Raw genomic sequence first — 17,930 nt, 5'->3', positions numbered from 1 at the left:
CATCTATGCGTTTATTTTTTCATTCCCAGCAGCCTTCATCAAACGATTCATAACAGCTTGCCCGATTCCCACTTCCTCAACAGCTTCTGATAGTATGATTGCCACATTGGTTTCATCAAATTCCCTTAGCACTCTAAAAAGATTGTTTGCAATGGTTTCTGGATTTTGACGACTTCCCATGCTCTTAACACAGCATTCCTCTACTTGATCATAATAAGCAAGAGACTCATCGGTGACAATGACACCCACGGACAATCCCTTTTCTTTATAATATGCTACCATTTCTCTAATTTTTCTCACAACTGCGGCTTCGACTCCCTCAATAATGATGACCTTGGCCTTCGGTGCATAGTGGGTATATTTCATTCCTGGAGATCTTGGAACATCCTTCATTTCACCTCGATGATATAGGCCTGGGTCTAGAGCTACCTCTCCAATGACCGCCTCCAGCATTTCCTTGGTGACACCCCCGGGCCGTAATATCATTGGGGTCTCTTCAGTGACATCTAGCACTGTGGATTCCACCCCTACATCGCAGGGGCCTCCGGCAATAATTGCGTCAACCTTCCCCCTTAAGTCTTGGATCACATGGGCTGCCCTTGTGGGACTGGGCTTGCCTGAGGTATTGGCACTTGGCGCCGCAACAGGAACACCAGCCTTCTCAATTAATGTCCTGGCAATGGGATGAACTGGCATACGTATGGCCACCGTCGAGAGCCCAGCAGAAATTTCCCCAGGAATTCCATGGGATTTTTCCATCACAAGGGTCAAGGGGCCTGGCCAAAAATGGGCCATGAGTTTCTTTGCCTTTTCAGGAATGACTCTCACCAGTGCATCCACCTCTACCCGATGAGCCACATGTACAATTAATGGATTGTCCGAGGGGCGCCCTTTTGCAACAAAAATTTTGTTAATGGCTTTAGAATCCAAGGCATTGGCTCCCAGACCATAGACAGTTTCCGTTGGAAAGGCCACAGTTTTACCCTCTCTTATCATCTCTCCACAGGCAGTTAGTATTTCATCTATTTGTTTTTCATTCATCTCTTCTAGTTTGATTATTTTTGTTCTCTTCACACCTAATTTCCTCCTTGAATTCCTCTTCCGATCAGATCACGGGCAATGGGGGCCGCTGCAGCTCCTCCGGTTTGTCCTTCACTCTCTAGAATAACAGCCACAACAATTTGCGGTGCTTCAGCAGGGGCAAATCCCACAAACCAGGCATGACTTTTTCCTGTTACGTTCTCAGCAGTCCCTGTTTTTCCCGCCACAGAAACCCCTTGTACCCCAGCATTTCTACCTGTTCCCTGTTCAACAACACTAATCATCATTTCCTTGACAGTCTCAGCTACTTCAGCGGACACAACAGTAACGACTTCCCCTCCAGGCCGAAGAACCACTCTACCCGTTGGACTTTGTACCTCTTGTACGATATGAGGAGCCATCATAACCCCCCCGTTGGCAAAAACAGAGGTCATGGCCGCCATATGTAGTGGTGTCACCAGGAGCCTTCCTTGGCCAATGGACACCGCCACCAGTTCAGTATCCTGCAAGCCACCCTCATAGGGATACAGACTGCGATTCACAGGCATATCCGATGGAATCCTTTCTCCCATTAAGAACCGCCTAGAAATCTCAGTGACAGACCCTTCTCCTAGCTCCAATGCCAGCCTAGCAAAACTGGTATTAGCGGATACTGCCAAGGCCTCCCCTAAGGTGATTTCTCCGTGGGCTGTTTCACCATAATTAGAAAGAGTATAACCATCCACCACAATAGAACTGGTGGATTCATACACATTTGTCTCAAGTCCTTCCTCCACACCCTTTGCCGCCATCAATATTTTATAAACAGATCCCGGTGTATAAAGCCCGGCAATGCTTCGATTAAGCAATGGACTGTCCTCCCGGATGATCAAGTCATTCCAATCCCCCACCAAGGTATTGGGATTGTAATCAGGCTTACTGACCATGGCCAGTACTTCCCCATTTCTAGGATCCAATGCCACAATTGATCCGTTTTTATTGCCCAGTAGTTGATGGGCCAACTGTTGTAGCTCGTGATCAATGGTTAGTACCAGGTCATTTCCTTGAATCATTTCTCCCGTGATTCGATCTCGAATTCGTGCCACCGGCCGCTCCATGAGGAGATCCATTAGATGCTCATTATAATAAAATTCAATTCCCGTCCGTCCATATTGCCTATTATGGTATCCAATCACATGGCTATAAAGCCTGCCATGGGGATAGCTTCGTATGGGTCTTCCTTCTTCTACATCTGAATCAGCCAATATCAGTCCATTTCGGTCATAAATCCTGCCTCGTAGGGTGGTGTCCTCCCTGGCCCAATGTCTTGGGTTAAAGGAATTTTCCGCAATGGTAGTGGCTCTAAAAACTTGAAAATAAGTCAGATAAGAAATGAGACTTAAAAATAATACGCTGGTCAAAACAATCAAATGAACAATTCGTTTATTTCCGTTCAATTTCCAGCCGCCCCCTTCCCGGTTTCCACTTAGTAGAAAGGGCCTGTAAAATACCAAAGGCCACAAATCCCGAGACAAAGGCACTTCCCCCATAGCTCACAAAGGGTAGGGTGATCCCCGTCAATGGAATCAGCTTAATGACGCCACCTACAATAATAAATGTCTGATAACCATAAAGCAGGGTAATTCCTAGGGCTACTGTCTTTCGGAATGGCTCATTAATCGTCAAAACAATCTTAAACCCCCGGTAAATCAAAATAAAGTACAATAAAATCATGGCAATTGCCCCGAAGACCCCTAATTCCTCTGCAATGGCCGAGAAAATAAAGTCCGTATGTACCTCTGGAATGACCCCGGGGTTTCCCAATCCGATCCCCGTTCCAAAAAAACCGCCACCGGCAATGGCAAAGAGGGATTGGGTGATCTGATAACCCCTTCCGGCAATATCCTGCCATGGATTGAGCCACGCTTCAAATCGCACCCGAACATGGTTCATGGTTAAGTAGCTGATCACCGCCATGAGCCCAAAGGGGACTGTATTATATAAAATCAAACGATAGTCCTCAATATGCACATAAAAGAGACTGATAAAAACAGCATAAAAGAGTAGCACCATGCCCATATCCCGTTGAAGCATTAAGAACAGCATATGTAGATAGACAATCCCCAGAAAAACATACACATTTTTCACCTTCTGGGTATGTTTAAAATAACTTGCTATCATAAAGACGAAAATGAGCTTGATGGCTTCCGCTGGCTGAAATGTAAAGCCACCTATTCGAATCCAATTGTTGGCTCCTTTGATTGTGGTACCCAAAAAGTAGGTTGCAGCAAAGAGCCCTACTCCTGCAATCACATAGAGATAAAAGTATTCATCCCATTTTTTGACCCACCGAAAGAAAACATAGGTCAGGAAAAAGAGAATTAAGCCCACCCCATACCATATGGTCTGGCGAATGCCATAGAAGGGGTCCAACCGATAAAGCATGGCAATGCTAATGCTACAAAGGAGAGACAAAATGAGAAATATATAAGGATCCCCCATCTTCCCCTTTACAATGGCAAATTGAGATAGAATGGTCAATAAAATAATCCCCCCACCGATTGCCAATATTAAAGGATCCTGGGCTTCTCCATAAAAAAACAACAAGGGAAAGAGCAATAGATTAATTAGAACAACAATATGTATTGGTCTTGCCATACACCTAATCCTCCTCTTCCTCTTCCTCTTTCACAAAAAGAAATTCCACTTGTCCCAAACCAATTCGGTCACCGTCTTTTAGCTTTGCCACATCCTGAAGTTTTTCTCCATTTAAATAAGTTCCGTTGACACTGCCTAAATCTTCTAGAAAGTATTGGCCCTCATCAAGGGCAATCCTGACATGCCTTGTGGAAATAAATTGATCCACTATTTGAATCTCATTTTCTTTTCCACGTCCGATGGTGGTCTCCTCATGGAGATCATAGAGCTCATCTATTTCAAAATCCAATCGCTCCTTACGATTGACCAGCTTTAAATAAGGGGTCCTTGGACCCCTTGCTTCCTTTTCGTTAATGGCCTTAATATCAAGGTAAATCAAACGGATAATACTGTAAATAAAATAGTATACAAGTGCAATCAATAAATAGCGTACGATCCAGGATAGTATTTGATACATTATTCATCACCTTTATCATCATTTTCTTATAGACAACCCGTAAGTGACATGTTCACTTTTTACTATTGTATACCAAAAAGGAAGAACTTAACAATCATTGTTAGAACCTTTTTGAGATTAACATCCCTAAAACAAAGCCAAAGGTAGCACAAATCGTGGATATTCTTCCTTGATCTAATTCCTTCCCTCTGGGAATCAATTCTCCAAAGGTGATATAAAGCATGGTTCCCCCTGCAAATGCAAGGCAGATCCCAATAAACCCATCTGCAACCCGTCCAAGTAACGCCCCAAAGTATGCTCCGATTCCCATGGGCGTCCCAGCTAACAACGTAAGAAAAAATGCCTTACTTCGACTATATCCCCCCACCCGTAAAGGTGTTACCATGGCCACTCCTTCCGGCATATTATGGAGGGCAATGACAATCGCCAGCCCGATTCCCAAACGATTCTGGGCTACGAATCCCGACCCAATGGCCATTCCCTCCGGAAAGTTATGCAGGGCAATTCCAATTCCCAATAATGCAGCGGTCTTTACATATCCATGCTTGCCACCATGTTTTCGACTGCTTAAACGGGCAATGAAACCATCTAGTATCGTGGCAATCAAGACCCCTCCAATGAGTCCCACAACTGTCCAAGGCACCCCGGCAATCATAAATGCCTCTGGTAGTAGTTCAAATGTAACAATGGCCACCATCAGTCCACTGGATAACCCCATGATGGCACTTAAAAACCGCTTGGTTGGATTGTTTAACAGAAAAGCCATGGATCCCCCTAGGCCTGTGCCTATGATACCTGTTGAAAAGCCAATGAGTGTTGTTCTCCAAAGATCGCTCAAATTGATTCCCCCCATAAATTCGTTCATTCTATATATATATTAATAGGAGGAAATAATTATCGCTGTTAATGACATTTAGGATAAGCCCAAAGGAATAAAGTGTCTGAACGCAAATAAAAAGTGAGGGGGGTCCTCACTTTTAGCTTGTTATGCTTATTGTACTTCTTGCATTTTTTCTGCTTGAGCTGATGTAATTAGGGAATCGATCATTTCATTGATTTCACCATCTAAGAAGGCATCTAGCTTGTAAACAGTTACATTAATTCTATGATCTGTCACTCTTCCCTGGGGGAAGTTATAGGTTCGGATTCTTTCGCTTCGGTCTCCTGTTCCCACCTTGCTTCTTCTATCTTGGGAAATTTCTGCATCTTGTTCTTGAATCATTTGATCCAGTAGTCTAGATTTCAGGACCTTCATTGCTTTTTCCTTATTCTTTAACTGAGACTTTCCATCCTGACAGGATACCACCAACCCGGTTGGAAGGTGGGTAATTCGAACAGCGGAATCTGTGGTGTTAACACTTTGTCCTCCGTTTCCTGAGGAACGGAATACATCAATTCTCAATTCATTTGTATCAATGTTGACCTCTCCCACATCTTCAGCCTCTGGCATAATTACCACGGTGGCAGTGGAGGTATGAATGCGTCCACCTGACTCTGTTGTTGGAATTCTTTGGACACGATGGGCACCACTTTCATATTTTAGCTGAGAGTAAGCACCCTTCCCTTTGATCATGAAGATTACTTCTTTGTATCCACCCACACCAGATTCATTTAAACTCATCATTTCGACTTTCCAGCCACTTCTCTCTGCATATCGTGTGTACATTCTAAAAAGTACTGCAGCAAAAAGCCCTGCTTCATCTCCACCGGCTCCTCCACGAATCTCTACAATCACATTCTTATCATCGTTAGGATCCGTCGGCAAAAGCATCACCTTCAATTGTTCTTCCATTTCAACAATTGACTCTTCAAGTTCCTCTACTTCCATCTTGGCCATTTCCTTCAGCTCTGCATCAGTAGCCTTATCATGCATAATCTCCTTAGTTTCCCCTAAGGCTTGCTGCGTGGTTTTATATTCCCTGTACTTCATGACAATCGGTTCTATTTCCGAGTGCTCTTTAATCAGCTTTTGCCACTGCACTTGGTCATTAATGATTTCCGGATCACTGATTTTCTCACCTAAATCTTCGTACTTTTCTTGTAAAAAAGCTAGTTTATCTAGCATTTCATTCACCTCATCTATTTATAGTCAATATGACATTTACTCTAACTTCATTTACCGTCGCTCTTCAACAGTATACTATATCACATTCATAACTGTTTGACTACCTATTTTCAACAGTCCATTGTCCAATGACCACTCTATCTAATCCAGCTAAATCCCGAATGACTTCCACCCGACTGAACCCTCTTGTCTCCATCAAACCTTTTACTTGTTCTCCTTGGTCATAGCCAATTTCAAAGCAAAGCCAGCCCTTCATCTGGAGATATTGAGGGGCCTTCTCTACGATTTCACGATAGAAATCCAGTCCGTCTGCGCCACCCTCTAGGGCCATCCGGGGCTCATAATCCTTTACTTGGGGAGAAAGCTCCTCCACCACATCTGGTGGGATATAGGGTGGATTAGAAATGACAAATTGAAAGGTTCCCTCTAAATCATATCCCTTTAATGGCTCAAATAGGCTTCCATAGAAGAAACTTATCTTGTGCTGCACTTCATTGGTCCGCCCATTGTTTTCAGCAATTTCCAATGCCTTTTCCGATAAATCAATGGCATAAATCTTCGACCTCTCAATGAACCTAGCCAGGCTAATGGCAATGGCACCACTTCCTGTACCAATATCCATAAGCGCAACTGCCTCATTATTATAGTGAACTTCGTATAATCCCAATACGCTCTCCACTAATATTTCCGTATCTGCCCTGGGAATCAATACCCCTGATTCAACCCGAAAGTCTAAACCCATAAACTCCTGGGTCCCCACAATATATTGTACAGGCATTCTTTTTTTCCGCTTTTGAATACCTTCCCAAAATTGTTCTTGGACTTCCTCATCAACTTTACGTTCTGGGTAAATATGAAGCTGAATTCTTTCTGTTTTTAATAAATGACATAGAATCACCTCAGCATCAAGCTGAGGTGTATCGACATCGATTTCTTTTAAAACAGCTGTTGCCTCTTTCAATAAATCAACCACGGTTTTCAAAGGGCTTCCTCCTTGATTTTTTCCAACCTATCTTATTTAAACACGTCTATTTTAATATCATCAATCCAGAGGACACTCTTGACTTCTGAAAATATAATATGTAGCTCATCTATTTCACCATTCTTAGGTTGGAAATCTATTCTCTCCCAAAATTTTATCACACTTGGTTGATAATTAATAGTTTGTTGATCAAGTAAATGATCATTTCCATAACCTTCTAATGTGATTTTTAAAGGTGCCGCAGCATCGCTTTGAACCCAAAACGAAACAAAGGATTCTACTTCCAATATAACATCTTTAATTTGCACACTTCCTCGTTCTTGAACTTCACCATCTAATCTTAGTGAATACTTTCCACTTCGTAAATTCCCATAATCCCTCGCAATGTTTTCTTCTTTCCCATAGGTTAACGCTACATCCTCTAACCTTTCCCTAGGATGTTCTGTGTTTTTTTCATTATTCTCTTCTTGTTGTTCTTTTCCTTCTCTAACTATCTTTTCCTGCACTTCATCGCCATATTCATTGAGTACTTCTGTAGTGGCTTCTTCTCCGAGGATTTCCGTCGGTTCCGCTATGGTGTCATCCGTATATAAATCAAACAAAAACCCACCCCAATTAGAATAAACTCCCGCTATACCGACCATTAAAATCCCAATAACGCCTACCACTAATGATGTGTTCCTTGTCTTATTATGAGCTCTCTTAGCTGCTTCAACCCGTTTTCGTCGAAGCTGTGTTACGATTTTTTCGTCTTGAAGTTGAATGGTTGGCGGCATCCATATATGATACGTATATAATCCTCGAAAAGAATTAAATATGTCCCTTATATCTCGATAATGATGTTCATCCTGTTGTAAATTTTCAATGAAATTCTGGATTTCACCTAAATTATTCACTTCTTTACTCTCTGCTATTTGTCCTTCTGTCATAAGATAATTTAGGACTTCCCCAATGTTTCTAGTAATGACTTTATATCCTTGTTCCGAGAAGTCAGTTTCCTCCAGAATCAACAACTCAGTAAAAGCAATATGTTCTCCATCTATCACAACTTGTCCTAGGCCGATCATCATATTTTTAACATGGTTAGGAAGAGGCTCATATCTAAGGATACCTTTTAAGTACTGATGGATTAATACAAACCTTTCTTTTTCAGAAAGACTTTTTTTCTTCAAATAGCTTTCTACGGTCTCTCTACTTTGAACTGTTGTAATCAAAGTAATTTCATCATCAGTTGCTTCAAATAAAATCAATCCATCTAATGTAGATCGCCACAATGCTTCATTATTATCTAATAGACCCTTTTCATTGTTTAAAATATTAATTAACACAATTTCATGTATTTTCTTGATATCTGTTGCAATCATAATTTTTTGAACAGAGTTATTTTTTATAATCTCCACTACCTGAAATCGATCCCTATATGAATTATTCATCCCATTTACCCACCTATTTTTTATAAGTATCTCCATATATTATCGACATTTTTTGCAAAAATGCTTATATTTATATACCAGGACTTTTTTCCCGTTTTACGTTGAACAAATCTATGCCATCACATATTGAACATCTTAAAACAAAAACGACCAACATATTGTCAATCGTTTCACGGTATTATATGGCTTATGATAATTCCTTTAAAGCTTGTACAATCTTCTCAATATCTATTTTGTCCTCAACAATGACTTCTTCCCCGAAGCACACAGCTGGGATGCCAATCTCCATGTTTTCTATCTTCATGACAATTTGAGGATATTGATCTAATTCATCTGAAAAAGCATCAATAAAATGAAGGAGTTCAACCTTCTCTTCAAGCCCTGCCTTAATAATTGCCTCTTCTAAGTCCTTCACTTCATCAATAATTGTTTTAGTTGATCCACAACTAGTTACAGGGCCTCAGCCACAGCCCTCAGGCTCTACGCCAAATATGTTAATCGTTATTTTTTTCATTCTGTCATCTCCTCGTCATTAACTTTTTCGCTACATTTCATATGTATTATAAAACCAATCCTTTATATTATCCCCACAATCGGCGCAAATGTAAAGAATAAAATATTTAAATCTTTTTCATAATTTTCTGTTTATCCATTTGTTTACCGGGTATCTTAATAACAAATAGAATCCGGTAGCTCCCTAACAGCCAACTCAATTCTATTACTCGATTTAAAAAAGATTCAATTCTTCACATATTACTTGAGTTAGATCCTTCTCGTTTAACAAAATTGATTTCAAGGGAGCGTCGATAAGCACATGACAGATAATAGTCCACCAAAGTTAGAAATAGGCTGGTACAGCTACTTCCGATTCTATTTTCTAAAATAAAGAGGGGCGATTTCAAAATAGTGAAATCACCCCTCTTATTATTTTTGCTAATTGCACTACCCTTGTTATTCATTTGTGTTTATTTTTTTGTATTTATTTGTTTGTAGCTGCATTTTCTCCTGCTATACGACCAAATACAAAAACATCAGCTATGGCATTTCCACCAAGTCTATTCCCCCCATGTATGCCTCCAGTTACTTCACCAGCTGCATAAAATCCTGGAATAACATTGCTTGCTGTATCAAGTACTTCACCTCTTACATTAATCTCTAATCCACCCATTGTATGGTGAATAGCAGGTTTTGCAGGACAAGCATAAAATGGTCCTTCTTTTACTTGCATTTCAAATACAGCCTTTCCATATTCAGGATCTTTTCCAGCTTCTACATAGGAATTATACTTTTCAATCTCATCTACAAAGGTTTGTGGATCACAACCTATAATCTCTGCTAATTTCTCTAATGTATCTGCTCTATAGATAAGACCGTCTTCCACCATTTTATCAATCATTTCTTGAGTAGGACGATTTTGAGCTGATAAGGCCATAGGCTGGTCAGCTATGGTGTAAAACATTTCATCCGTCTGCTCTAGGGCAGCAAATGCAAGTTCATCTCGAGCTGCATATTCGTTGATAAACCTTTTACCTTCTTTATTTACAAAAACATAATTCTGAGGTGCTACTAAAAGCCCATCCGTTAAAGAACCGCTTTTTTCATTGGCAGTAGGCATTAATTGGATAAATTCCATTCCTACCAGATTCGCATCAATTTCTCTTCCCATAATAATGCCATCTCCCGTAACAGTAGATACATTTGTGGTCTTCATATCTTCAGGAATGGATGGCCAGTAGTTATTGTACTCTGCTGCTAAACTAGGATTTGCACCATAGCCCCCCGTTGCCATAATAACACCTTTGTTAGCATATAACTCCACCTCTGTTCCATCTGCTTTTGTTCCCTTGATTCCAACAATCCTTCCGTCTTTTACAATCAATTCATCTGCTTTTGTTTCCAGCATAATTTCGCTGCCATTTTCTACAATATAATCAGCTAATGCATCAAATATTTGCTTCTTTCCAACTGGATTATGTCCCCTCAGCCACATTGCTCCAACAGGTGAAGTTAACTCCTCAGAAAAGGCTCCACCTAAAGATTGTACCCAATTTAAAGTTGGAAGACTATTTTCTGCAAATGTAGTTAATAGATCATAATCATTTTCAATCCAATTTCCATCTCGATCCTGTCTTCTACCACCTTGATACGCTTGAATAATATGAAATTCTACAGAATCAAATACAGTCGAAGCATCTCCATCCAAATAAGTAGTAATTTGCTCCTTCAATGTTTTTAATATATCTGTAAATTCCCCAAAACCTTCTTCATCTAGTTCCAGTACTCCCTTTAACATTTCTATTTGTCCCGGCATGGTGCCTATCTTCCCTTGAATTTCAGGATTAGTAGCATTCCATGCAAATCCTGAAGCTAATGTATTACCGCCTAATGCAGCAGCCTTCTCAATTAAAATAACTTCAGCCCCATTTTCTACCGAAGAAGCGGCTGCAGCTATACCGGCTCCACCGCCACCAATAACAATTACATCTGTTGTTTTTTCTATTTTCTCACCCTTTGTAGAGGCTACAGCTTTATTCTTTAAAATCTCTATGTCTGCACCCGCCTGCGTTGCTGCATCTTCTACTGCATTCAAAATAGCTAAACTGGTTATGGTAGCACCTGTAATCGAATCTACACCAAGAGATTGATTAGCTACGATGGATTGAGGTATACGCTCCAGCGCTGGATCTGCAATACCTTCTGTTTCTTGATGTTCTAAAATTTCAATTTTTTCAATACGATCCTCAGTAAAAGTTACTGCAATCTTTATGTCCCCAATCATACCTCGTGCACTAGCTTCATATGTTCCTGCTATAAACTGTCCCTGTGTAGTAGCTTGTTGACTACAGCCAATAAAACTCATTAATGACATAGCAATCAATAAAACGATAGCAATATTTCTCTTAAAACCTTTCATTAAATTCTCCCCCTTATAATTTAGTTGTTAAATATATAGCAACTTAATCATAAGGCATACAACCATTGTAAGGTCAACAAAATAATTAATATTTCTAATTTTATTTATTTTCATTCTCTATAGGTATGAAAATTTTATGAAATCTCTTATGCATATCCTTTTCCACATAGGAACCAATGGTCATTCCCCAAGCATTGTCAGATATTTTCATATTATGTTTTGCTATATAATTTACTGCTCTCTTTAACATACTAGCCTTTATATGGTCTTCCCCTTGACTACTGATGATTGTTGTCAAACAAAGCTGGGAAGGAATGAATATCATATCTGGTGTCTCCATTAGTTCCAGCTCTTCAGCTAACTCTTCTTCAACTACAAAACCAAATTGATATTCCTCAGTTTGATTGTAAATTGCTTCTACTGAAAACTCAGGCGATATCCTAACAATAGGCATTTTGGAAATCCATCTATATACATAGGTGTTTGCAGCCTCTTCTGCCGATAAAAAATTTTCATATTGACTTCGTATCCTATAAACTGCAGGGCTCTTTGTTATTTCAAATTTATGAGACTCTTCAGATATAACTTCATATTCTTGTCTTTGTTTTTGAATAAATTCTAAAACCAACTGCCTCCAACGGATTTCTTTTTTCATGTTTTCTTCCAAGGTATCCAAACTTTGTTTTACTTTTTCTAAAGAAGCACCATAAATAAGGTGTTTTACTTCTTCTAAAGAAAATCCCATTCCAATTAGCTTTCTAACCCCCATCAAAATGTTTACGTCCCTTGTTGAATAAGAACGATATCCACTGTTATCTCGCTCTGGATTTATGATTCCTAGTTTTTCATAATGTCGTAAAATACCAGGAGAAAGGCCCAGTATATTAGCTACATTACCAACACTGTGTTTCATTCCATTCATCAATAAACCTCCTCAAACTAACAGAACTATATCTGTAAATTCTTAAAATCTTTTTCAAAATTTTCTGTTTATTGTTTTTTTTACTGGGTATCTTATTATTATCAAATAGAATCAAGTAACTTCCTACCAACCAAAGTAATTTTTTTTACAAATGAAGAGTAGATTCAAAATTTACAAATCAGTTACGTACCATCCTTTTTAATTAACAAAATTTGAAATTAAAGGAGAGTTGATGGAACATATGACAGATATGACAGATAATAGTCCACCTAAATCAAAAACCGGTTGGTATAGTTACTTTAAATTCTATTTTAAACAACAAAATCACAGAAGATAAAAGGGGCGATTTCAAAATAATGAAATCCGCCCCTTTTATTATTTTTTGTTTAATGACACCAATAACGCTAACACAAAATCCCTTATCATTGTGCGGTTAGAGTCCCATTACCACACCTGCTATAAACAATAAAAATGAGATCAAGATCACCTTTACCCAGCCCACACTTCTTCTGGACTTCTGCTTAGATACTCTGAAAATTGGGGAAAGAATTCCCACTACTGTTCCAATTATTCCAATAATCATCAATGCATTAGACACAAGGACACCCCCTTACCTTATCACCACATGGCATTTTCTGCATCTTGCTTCATAGCTTTCCTTAGCCCCTACCATAATGATGGGATCATCATACTTAGCAGGTCGTCCATCGACTAATCGTTGTGTTCTAGTGGCAGGCATCTTACATGTCATACACACAGCCGTGAGCTTTGTCACGTGCTCAGCAATGGCCATTAAGTTCGGTACCACTTGGAAGGGTTCACCCCTAAAATCCATATCTAGCCCAGAACAAATGACTCGTTTTCCCCGATTGGCAACATCTTGACATACCTTCAATACTTCATCACCTAGGAATTGTACCTCATCAATTGCCAAAATATCAAAATCTTGTTTTTCTATGTATTCCATTACTTCCTTTGCGTCCTTAACTGGGATACATTTCAATTGTTTTCCATTATGAGAAGTAATGTGTTGCGCGGAGTAACGATTATCTATTGAGGGTTTGAAGGCCAAAACCTTCAATTCTGCTATTTCAGCTCGATTGATTCTACGGATCAACTCTTCACTCTTTCCAGCATACATAGGTCCTACAATGACCTCAATACTCCCATCCTTTGAGTATTCCATAATATCTACCATGCCTTCATCTCCTTACATTTTACCTTCGGTGTGAGCAAAAAATCAAGGTTAGAAAGAAATCTTTCCAACCTTGATCTGCGTCACCATGTGGGACAAATTACATACCGAATTTTTTCTTGAATTTTTCTACACGTCCACCTTTTTCTACACTCTTTTGCTTACCTGTGTAGAATGGATGGCAGTCTGAACAAACCTCAACTCTAATTTCTTTATTTGTAGATCCTGTTTTAAATTTGTTTCCACATACACAATGTACGTCTATTTGTTGATATGCTGGATGAATATCCTTCTTCATGCTCTTCACCTCTTTCCTCTGAAACGCTTATATAATTTTAAACATACAAGTCGAATTTAACTATTCCAGTATAGCATACAACTTTTACTGGTGCAAGACATAATTCGCCTATAAACGCTTGGCTAACATTTCTACGAATTCGTGATTGCTCTTGGTTTCCAGTAGGGAGGCAATAATCTTCTCAGTGACATCCTGAGGAGATGAATTACCCATAGCTCGGCGGATTTTCCAGATGGTTTCAAGCTCACGCTGGCTCAAAAGTAGTTCTTCCCGCCTTGTTCCAGATTTGTTAATGTCAACCGCAGGGAAGATACGTTTTTCTGAAAGCTTTCGGTCTAAATGGAGCTCCATATTTCCCGTTCCCTTAAATTCTTCAAAAATAACTTCATCCATTCGACTGCCTGTTTCAATCAAGGCCGTGGCAATAATGGTTAAGCTCCCCCCCTCTTCAAGATTCCGTGCGGCACCAAAGAAACGCTTGGGTTTGTGTAGTGCCCCTGGGTCTAATCCTCCAGATAGAGTTCTTCCTGTGGTAGGAATCGTCAGGTTGTAAGCCCTGGCCAGCCTTGTAATACTATCTAATAAAATAACAACGTCCTTCCCATGCTCCACAAGTCTTTGGGCACGGCTCAGTACCATTTCCGCCACCTTGACATGATGACTAGGAAGCTCATCAAATGTTGAGTACACCACTTCGCCTTTGATTGACCGTTGCATATCCGTTACTTCCTCTGGTCGTTCATCTATCAGTAAAACAATTATTTCTGTCTCAGGATAATTAAGGGCAACACTATTGGCCACCTGCTGCAGTAAAATGGTTTTTCCTGCCTTTGGTGGTGCTGCAATCATTCCCCTTTGACCTTTTCCAATCGGTGCAATCAGGTCAATTAATCGGGTAGATAATTCCTTTGTATTCAGTTCTAAATTAATTCGTTTATTGGGGTATATAGGAGTCAGATCTTCAAAGTTTGGTCTACGGGTGGCTGTTTCTGGATTCAAGTCATTGATTTGCTTCACATATAGAAGAGCTTTAAACTTTTCGCCACTTTTAGGGGGTCTTGTAATACCTGTGATTTTATCTCCAGTTCTCATATTAAACCGTCTAATTTGAGAAGGGGAAATATAAATGTCTCCATCACTGGATAGATAGTTATACCTTCTTAGAAAACCATATCCATCACTATGTATTTCTAAAATACCTTGTGCTATATTCACTGATTCATCCTCGGAAATTTCATCTGTCAGATGTGAGGGCAACCCTTGTTCCTTTGCCTGTTGAACCACGAGACTATCCTTTTTTTCTGGTGGTATTTCTTGAACTCCCGGTTTACTTGTTTTCTCTGGCTCTTGGGTTGCTTGACTAGGCTCTATGGGCTGTTCTATTTCTTCTATCGTTGTTCCTTTGTCTTCAGTGGGTTCTTGTCCAATGATCCGTTCCATCAGTTCACTTTTTTTATATTTTCCTATGTTTTTAATGCCCAAGGCCCTGGCAATTTGCCGCAGGTCTTCAAGCTTCTTCGTGGCTAATTCTGTTTTATCCACTGTGCACCTCCATTTGGTTAACGTAAATTACTGAAAGAGGGACAAAAGTTATCTTTGTCCCTCTCTTTTATGCTTAATTTTATCACTCTTGGATGTAATCGTCAATGAGAAATCAGTAGGCGTCCTTAGTAAGAGTATGTGGGCTTTTGATTTAACCTATGGATAGCTTCAATAAACCGAATGGTTCCAGTTTCAGATCGCATGACAACTGAATGGGTTTTAACAATTCCATTCCCACCATAAACAACTCCCTTTAACAGATCTCCATCAGAAATACCTGTGGCTGCAAAATACACTTCATTTCCCTTTACTAAATCATCCATATAGTATACTTTGTTAACACATACACCCATTTTTATACATCGTTCAGCTTCGCCCTCTTCAAATTCGATGAGCTTCCCTTGGAATTCTCCTCCTAGGGACTTTAATGCGGCTGCAGCGATCACACCCTCCGGTGCCCCACCTATACCCAATAAAATATCGATTCCCGTATCGTCAAAGCAAGTGGCGATGGCCGTGGCCACATCTCCGTCACTAAAGAGCTTAATTCTAGCCCCAGCATCTCGACATTGCTGAATAATGTCTGCATGCCGCGGTCTATCTAATATTGTTACGGTTAAATCTGATATGCTTTTGTTCAGTGCCTCTGCCGTTGCCTTTAGGTTTTTATGAACTGGCCAATCAATATGAATCTTTCCGGCAGCCGCCGGTCCAACAGCAATCTTGTCCATATACATATCCGGTGCATGAAGCAAACATCCCTTAGGGGCCATGGCTACTACCGCTATGGCATTAGGAAGTCCCTTTGCTACAGCTGTGGTTCCTTCTACAGGATCCACCGCAATGTCAACCTGAGGTGCATTGTGTCCCCTCTCCCCGACGACTTCCCCGATATAGAGCATGGGAGCCTCATCCATCTCCCCTTCACCGATGACAACAGTTCCTTCAATGTTAATGGTATCAAACATTTTCCTCATACCATCCACACCAGCTTGATCAGCAGCTTCCTTATCTCCACGTCCCATATGCTTAGCAGCACCAATGGCAGCCGCCTCAGTTACTCTCACTAGATTAATAGCCAAATTCCGATCCATTCCCACTCACTCCTTTATTGTGCTTGTTTCCTTACCGTTGGTGCTTCTTTAATACATCCGTTAATGTCTCATTTTTATCTAAACGATGTAGTGCTTCTACAAATCGAACCGTTCCGGTTTTTCCCCTCATGACAACAGAATGGGTAGAAGCACGGTTATTCCCTTTGTAGACAACTCCCTGCAGTAAATCTCCCTGGGTGATCCCTGTGGCTGCAAAGAAACAATCCTCACTGCTGACCAAATCATCTAATGTTAACACCTTTTTCACATCGTCCTGGGATAAACCCATCTCCCGACATCTAGTCTCTTCCTCCGGACTCATGGGATTCAGGATTGCCTGCATATCTCCCCCAAGACACTTCAATGCAACGGCTGCAATCACCCCTTCTGGAGCACCACCAATTCCCATCAGAACGTCCACACCGGTTTCCTCAAAGCCCGTGGCAATGGCCGTGGCCACATCGCCATCTCCAAAGAGCTTAATTCTTGCTCCAGCTTCTCTAATTTCTTCAATCAGTTTTTCATGCCTTGGTCTATCCTGAACAGTAACCGTTAAGTCTTCAATTTTTTTATCTAATGCCTTGGCAATGGCATGTAAATTTTCACTTGTTGGGGCTGCGATGTTAATGACACCCTTTGCCCTTGGTCCTACAGCAATTTTTCTCATGTACATGTCCGGCGCATGAAGGAGTGTTCCCTTTGGTGCGATGGCAAGAACTGCAATGGCATTAGGTAGTCCCTTGGCAATCAAAGTCGTTCCCTCTAGGGGATCCACTGCAATATCCACTTCTATTTCCGTTTCATCTCCGCATCCCACGGTTTCTCCAATATATAACATCGGCGCTTCATCTAAATCCCCTTCACCAATAACCACAGTTCCTCGTATAGAAATACTATTAAAGGCTCTTCTCATGCCATCTACCGCGGCCTGATCAGCACCTATCTTGTCCCCTCTTCCCATATAACTGGCGGAAGCCAATGCTGCGGTTTCTGTTACACGTACTAATTCCAATGCTAAATTACGATCCATTCTTTTTTCCTCCTCGATTTTTAAACAACCCTATCCTATGTAAAAGTTTCGCTATGAGTTATCTTCGGTATATTGCTATCATTTTATCAATGATGCTAGCTAAAAGCAGCTAGCTAAGTGACTAACACGAAATCACAGATTTCGGTTATCTACTTATACTTATATGTGACATACTTTTTCTGTTCTACATCTACCAATATAATATACTATTCTCCTCTAATTCTCAACCGTATTATTTCACATTTACCTCCATAATATGTTGTGAATAGTCTCTTTTTACCATAAAACTCGGCTAGTCCTCAATGGGAGTTTTCACTTCC

General features: G+C 40.3%; 17 protein-coding genes. All 17 read right to left on the bottom strand.

Going from position 1 to position 17,930, the window contains the following annotated elements; all coding sequences use genetic code 11:
• Positions 1–3 precede the first annotated feature (3 nt).
• Complete coding sequence (locus tag AMET_RS01725) at positions 4–1,074, bottom strand: L-threonylcarbamoyladenylate synthase (RefSeq protein WP_011971474.1); 1,071 nt, start codon at positions 1,072–1,074, stop codon at positions 4–6.
• 2 nt (positions 1,075–1,076) lie between these two features.
• Complete coding sequence (locus tag AMET_RS01720) at positions 1,077–2,477, bottom strand: peptidoglycan D,D-transpeptidase FtsI family protein (protein WP_011971473.1); 1,401 nt, start codon at positions 2,475–2,477, stop codon at positions 1,077–1,079.
• Positions 2,464–3,678 (bottom strand): FtsW/RodA/SpoVE family cell cycle protein, encoded by a 1,215-nt coding sequence (locus tag AMET_RS01715; protein ID WP_011971472.1) that lies wholly within the window; start codon positions 3,676–3,678, stop codon positions 2,464–2,466. Before AMET_RS01715 ends, AMET_RS01720 begins: the two co-directional genes overlap by 14 nt.
• A gap of 4 nt (positions 3,679–3,682) precedes the next feature.
• On the bottom strand, positions 3,683–4,135 hold the full coding sequence (locus AMET_RS01710; RefSeq protein WP_011971471.1) for an FHA domain-containing protein: 453 nt from the start codon (positions 4,133–4,135) through the stop codon (positions 3,683–3,685).
• A 100-nt stretch (positions 4,136–4,235) separates the two neighbouring features.
• A complete protein-coding gene (locus AMET_RS01705) occupies positions 4,236–4,973 on the bottom strand; it encodes a ZIP family metal transporter (protein ID WP_041720228.1) in 738 nt (245 codons plus the stop codon).
• 153 nt (positions 4,974–5,126) lie between these two features.
• Positions 5,127–6,200 carry a peptide chain release factor 1 gene (gene prfA / locus AMET_RS01700; RefSeq protein WP_011971469.1) on the bottom strand — a complete coding sequence of 358 codons (1,074 nt, stop codon included), beginning with the start codon at positions 6,198–6,200 and terminating at the stop codon, positions 5,127–5,129.
• A 100-nt stretch (positions 6,201–6,300) separates the two neighbouring features.
• Positions 6,301–7,173, bottom strand: a complete 873-nt coding sequence (prmC, locus tag AMET_RS01695) for a peptide chain release factor N(5)-glutamine methyltransferase (RefSeq protein WP_041721304.1) — start codon at positions 7,171–7,173, stop codon at positions 6,301–6,303.
• Positions 7,174–7,214: 41 nt separating this feature from the next.
• Positions 7,215–8,615: a hypothetical protein gene (locus AMET_RS01690; RefSeq protein WP_011971467.1), complete on the bottom strand. Its 1,401-nt coding sequence runs from the start codon at positions 8,613–8,615 to the stop codon at positions 7,215–7,217.
• Positions 8,616–8,802: 187 nt separating this feature from the next.
• On the bottom strand, positions 8,803–9,030 hold the full coding sequence (locus AMET_RS01685) for a glycosyltransferase family protein (RefSeq protein ID WP_011971466.1): 228 nt from the start codon (positions 9,028–9,030) through the stop codon (positions 8,803–8,805).
• A 564-nt stretch (positions 9,031–9,594) separates the two neighbouring features.
• Positions 9,595–11,529, bottom strand: coding sequence for a flavocytochrome c (locus tag AMET_RS01680; RefSeq protein WP_011971465.1), 1,935 nt, complete (start codon positions 11,527–11,529; stop codon positions 9,595–9,597).
• A 100-nt stretch (positions 11,530–11,629) separates the two neighbouring features.
• Positions 11,630–12,451: a MerR family transcriptional regulator gene (locus tag AMET_RS01675; protein WP_011971464.1), complete on the bottom strand. Its 822-nt coding sequence runs from the start codon at positions 12,449–12,451 to the stop codon at positions 11,630–11,632.
• Between the two features lie 433 nt (positions 12,452–12,884).
• The gene (locus tag AMET_RS25475) at positions 12,885–13,049 is read right to left on the bottom strand and encodes a hypothetical protein (RefSeq protein ID WP_157047127.1); all 165 of its coding nucleotides are present in this window, start codon (positions 13,047–13,049) and stop codon (positions 12,885–12,887) included.
• 12 nt (positions 13,050–13,061) lie between these two features.
• Positions 13,062–13,649, bottom strand: a complete 588-nt coding sequence (locus AMET_RS01670) for a thymidine kinase (protein WP_011971463.1) — start codon at positions 13,647–13,649, stop codon at positions 13,062–13,064.
• Between the two features lie 97 nt (positions 13,650–13,746).
• Complete coding sequence (gene rpmE, locus AMET_RS01665) at positions 13,747–13,944, bottom strand: 50S ribosomal protein L31 (protein WP_011971462.1); 198 nt, start codon at positions 13,942–13,944, stop codon at positions 13,747–13,749.
• 108 nt (positions 13,945–14,052) lie between these two features.
• Complete coding sequence (gene rho, locus AMET_RS01660; protein WP_011971461.1) at positions 14,053–15,486, bottom strand: transcription termination factor Rho; 1,434 nt, start codon at positions 15,484–15,486, stop codon at positions 14,053–14,055.
• Between the two features lie 125 nt (positions 15,487–15,611).
• Positions 15,612–16,580: a class II fructose-bisphosphatase gene (gene glpX, locus AMET_RS01655; protein ID WP_011971460.1), complete on the bottom strand. Its 969-nt coding sequence runs from the start codon at positions 16,578–16,580 to the stop codon at positions 15,612–15,614.
• 31 nt (positions 16,581–16,611) lie between these two features.
• Positions 16,612–17,610, bottom strand: a complete 999-nt coding sequence (glpX, locus tag AMET_RS01650) for a class II fructose-bisphosphatase (RefSeq protein ID WP_011971459.1) — start codon at positions 17,608–17,610, stop codon at positions 16,612–16,614.
• Positions 17,611–17,930: the final 320 nt, after the last annotated feature.

Source organism: Alkaliphilus metalliredigens QYMF (assembly GCF_000016985.1).
Lineage (GTDB): Bacteria > Bacillota > Clostridia > Peptostreptococcales > Natronincolaceae > Alkaliphilus_A > Alkaliphilus_A metalliredigens.
The sequence above is the reverse complement of the archived record's forward strand: the minus strand, read 5'-3'. Positions and strand labels throughout refer to the sequence as shown.

Coding starts and splice junctions, on each gene's coding strand:
- AMET_RS01715 (WP_011971472.1), bottom strand. CDS start 3,678: ATGGCAAGACCAATACATATTGTTGTTCTAATTAATCTATTGCTCTTT.
- AMET_RS01710 (WP_011971471.1), bottom strand. CDS start 4,135: ATGTATCAAATACTATCCTGGATCGTACGCTATTTATTGATTGCACTT.
- prfA (WP_011971469.1), bottom strand. CDS start 6,200: ATGCTAGATAAACTAGCTTTTTTACAAGAAAAGTACGAAGATTTAGGT.
- AMET_RS01690 (WP_011971467.1), bottom strand. CDS start 8,615: ATGAATAATTCATATAGGGATCGATTTCAGGTAGTGGAGATTATAAAA.
- AMET_RS01680 (WP_011971465.1), bottom strand. CDS start 11,529: ATGAAAGGTTTTAAGAGAAATATTGCTATCGTTTTATTGATTGCTATG.
- AMET_RS01675 (WP_011971464.1), bottom strand. CDS start 12,451: ATGAATGGAATGAAACACAGTGTTGGTAATGTAGCTAATATACTGGGC.
- AMET_RS01670 (WP_011971463.1), bottom strand. CDS start 13,649: ATGGTAGATATTATGGAATACTCAAAGGATGGGAGTATTGAGGTCATT.
- rpmE (WP_011971462.1), bottom strand. CDS start 13,944: ATGAAGAAGGATATTCATCCAGCATATCAACAAATAGACGTACATTGT.
- glpX (WP_011971460.1), bottom strand. CDS start 16,580: ATGGATCGGAATTTGGCTATTAATCTAGTGAGAGTAACTGAGGCGGCT.
- glpX (WP_011971459.1), bottom strand. CDS start 17,610: ATGGATCGTAATTTAGCATTGGAATTAGTACGTGTAACAGAAACCGCA.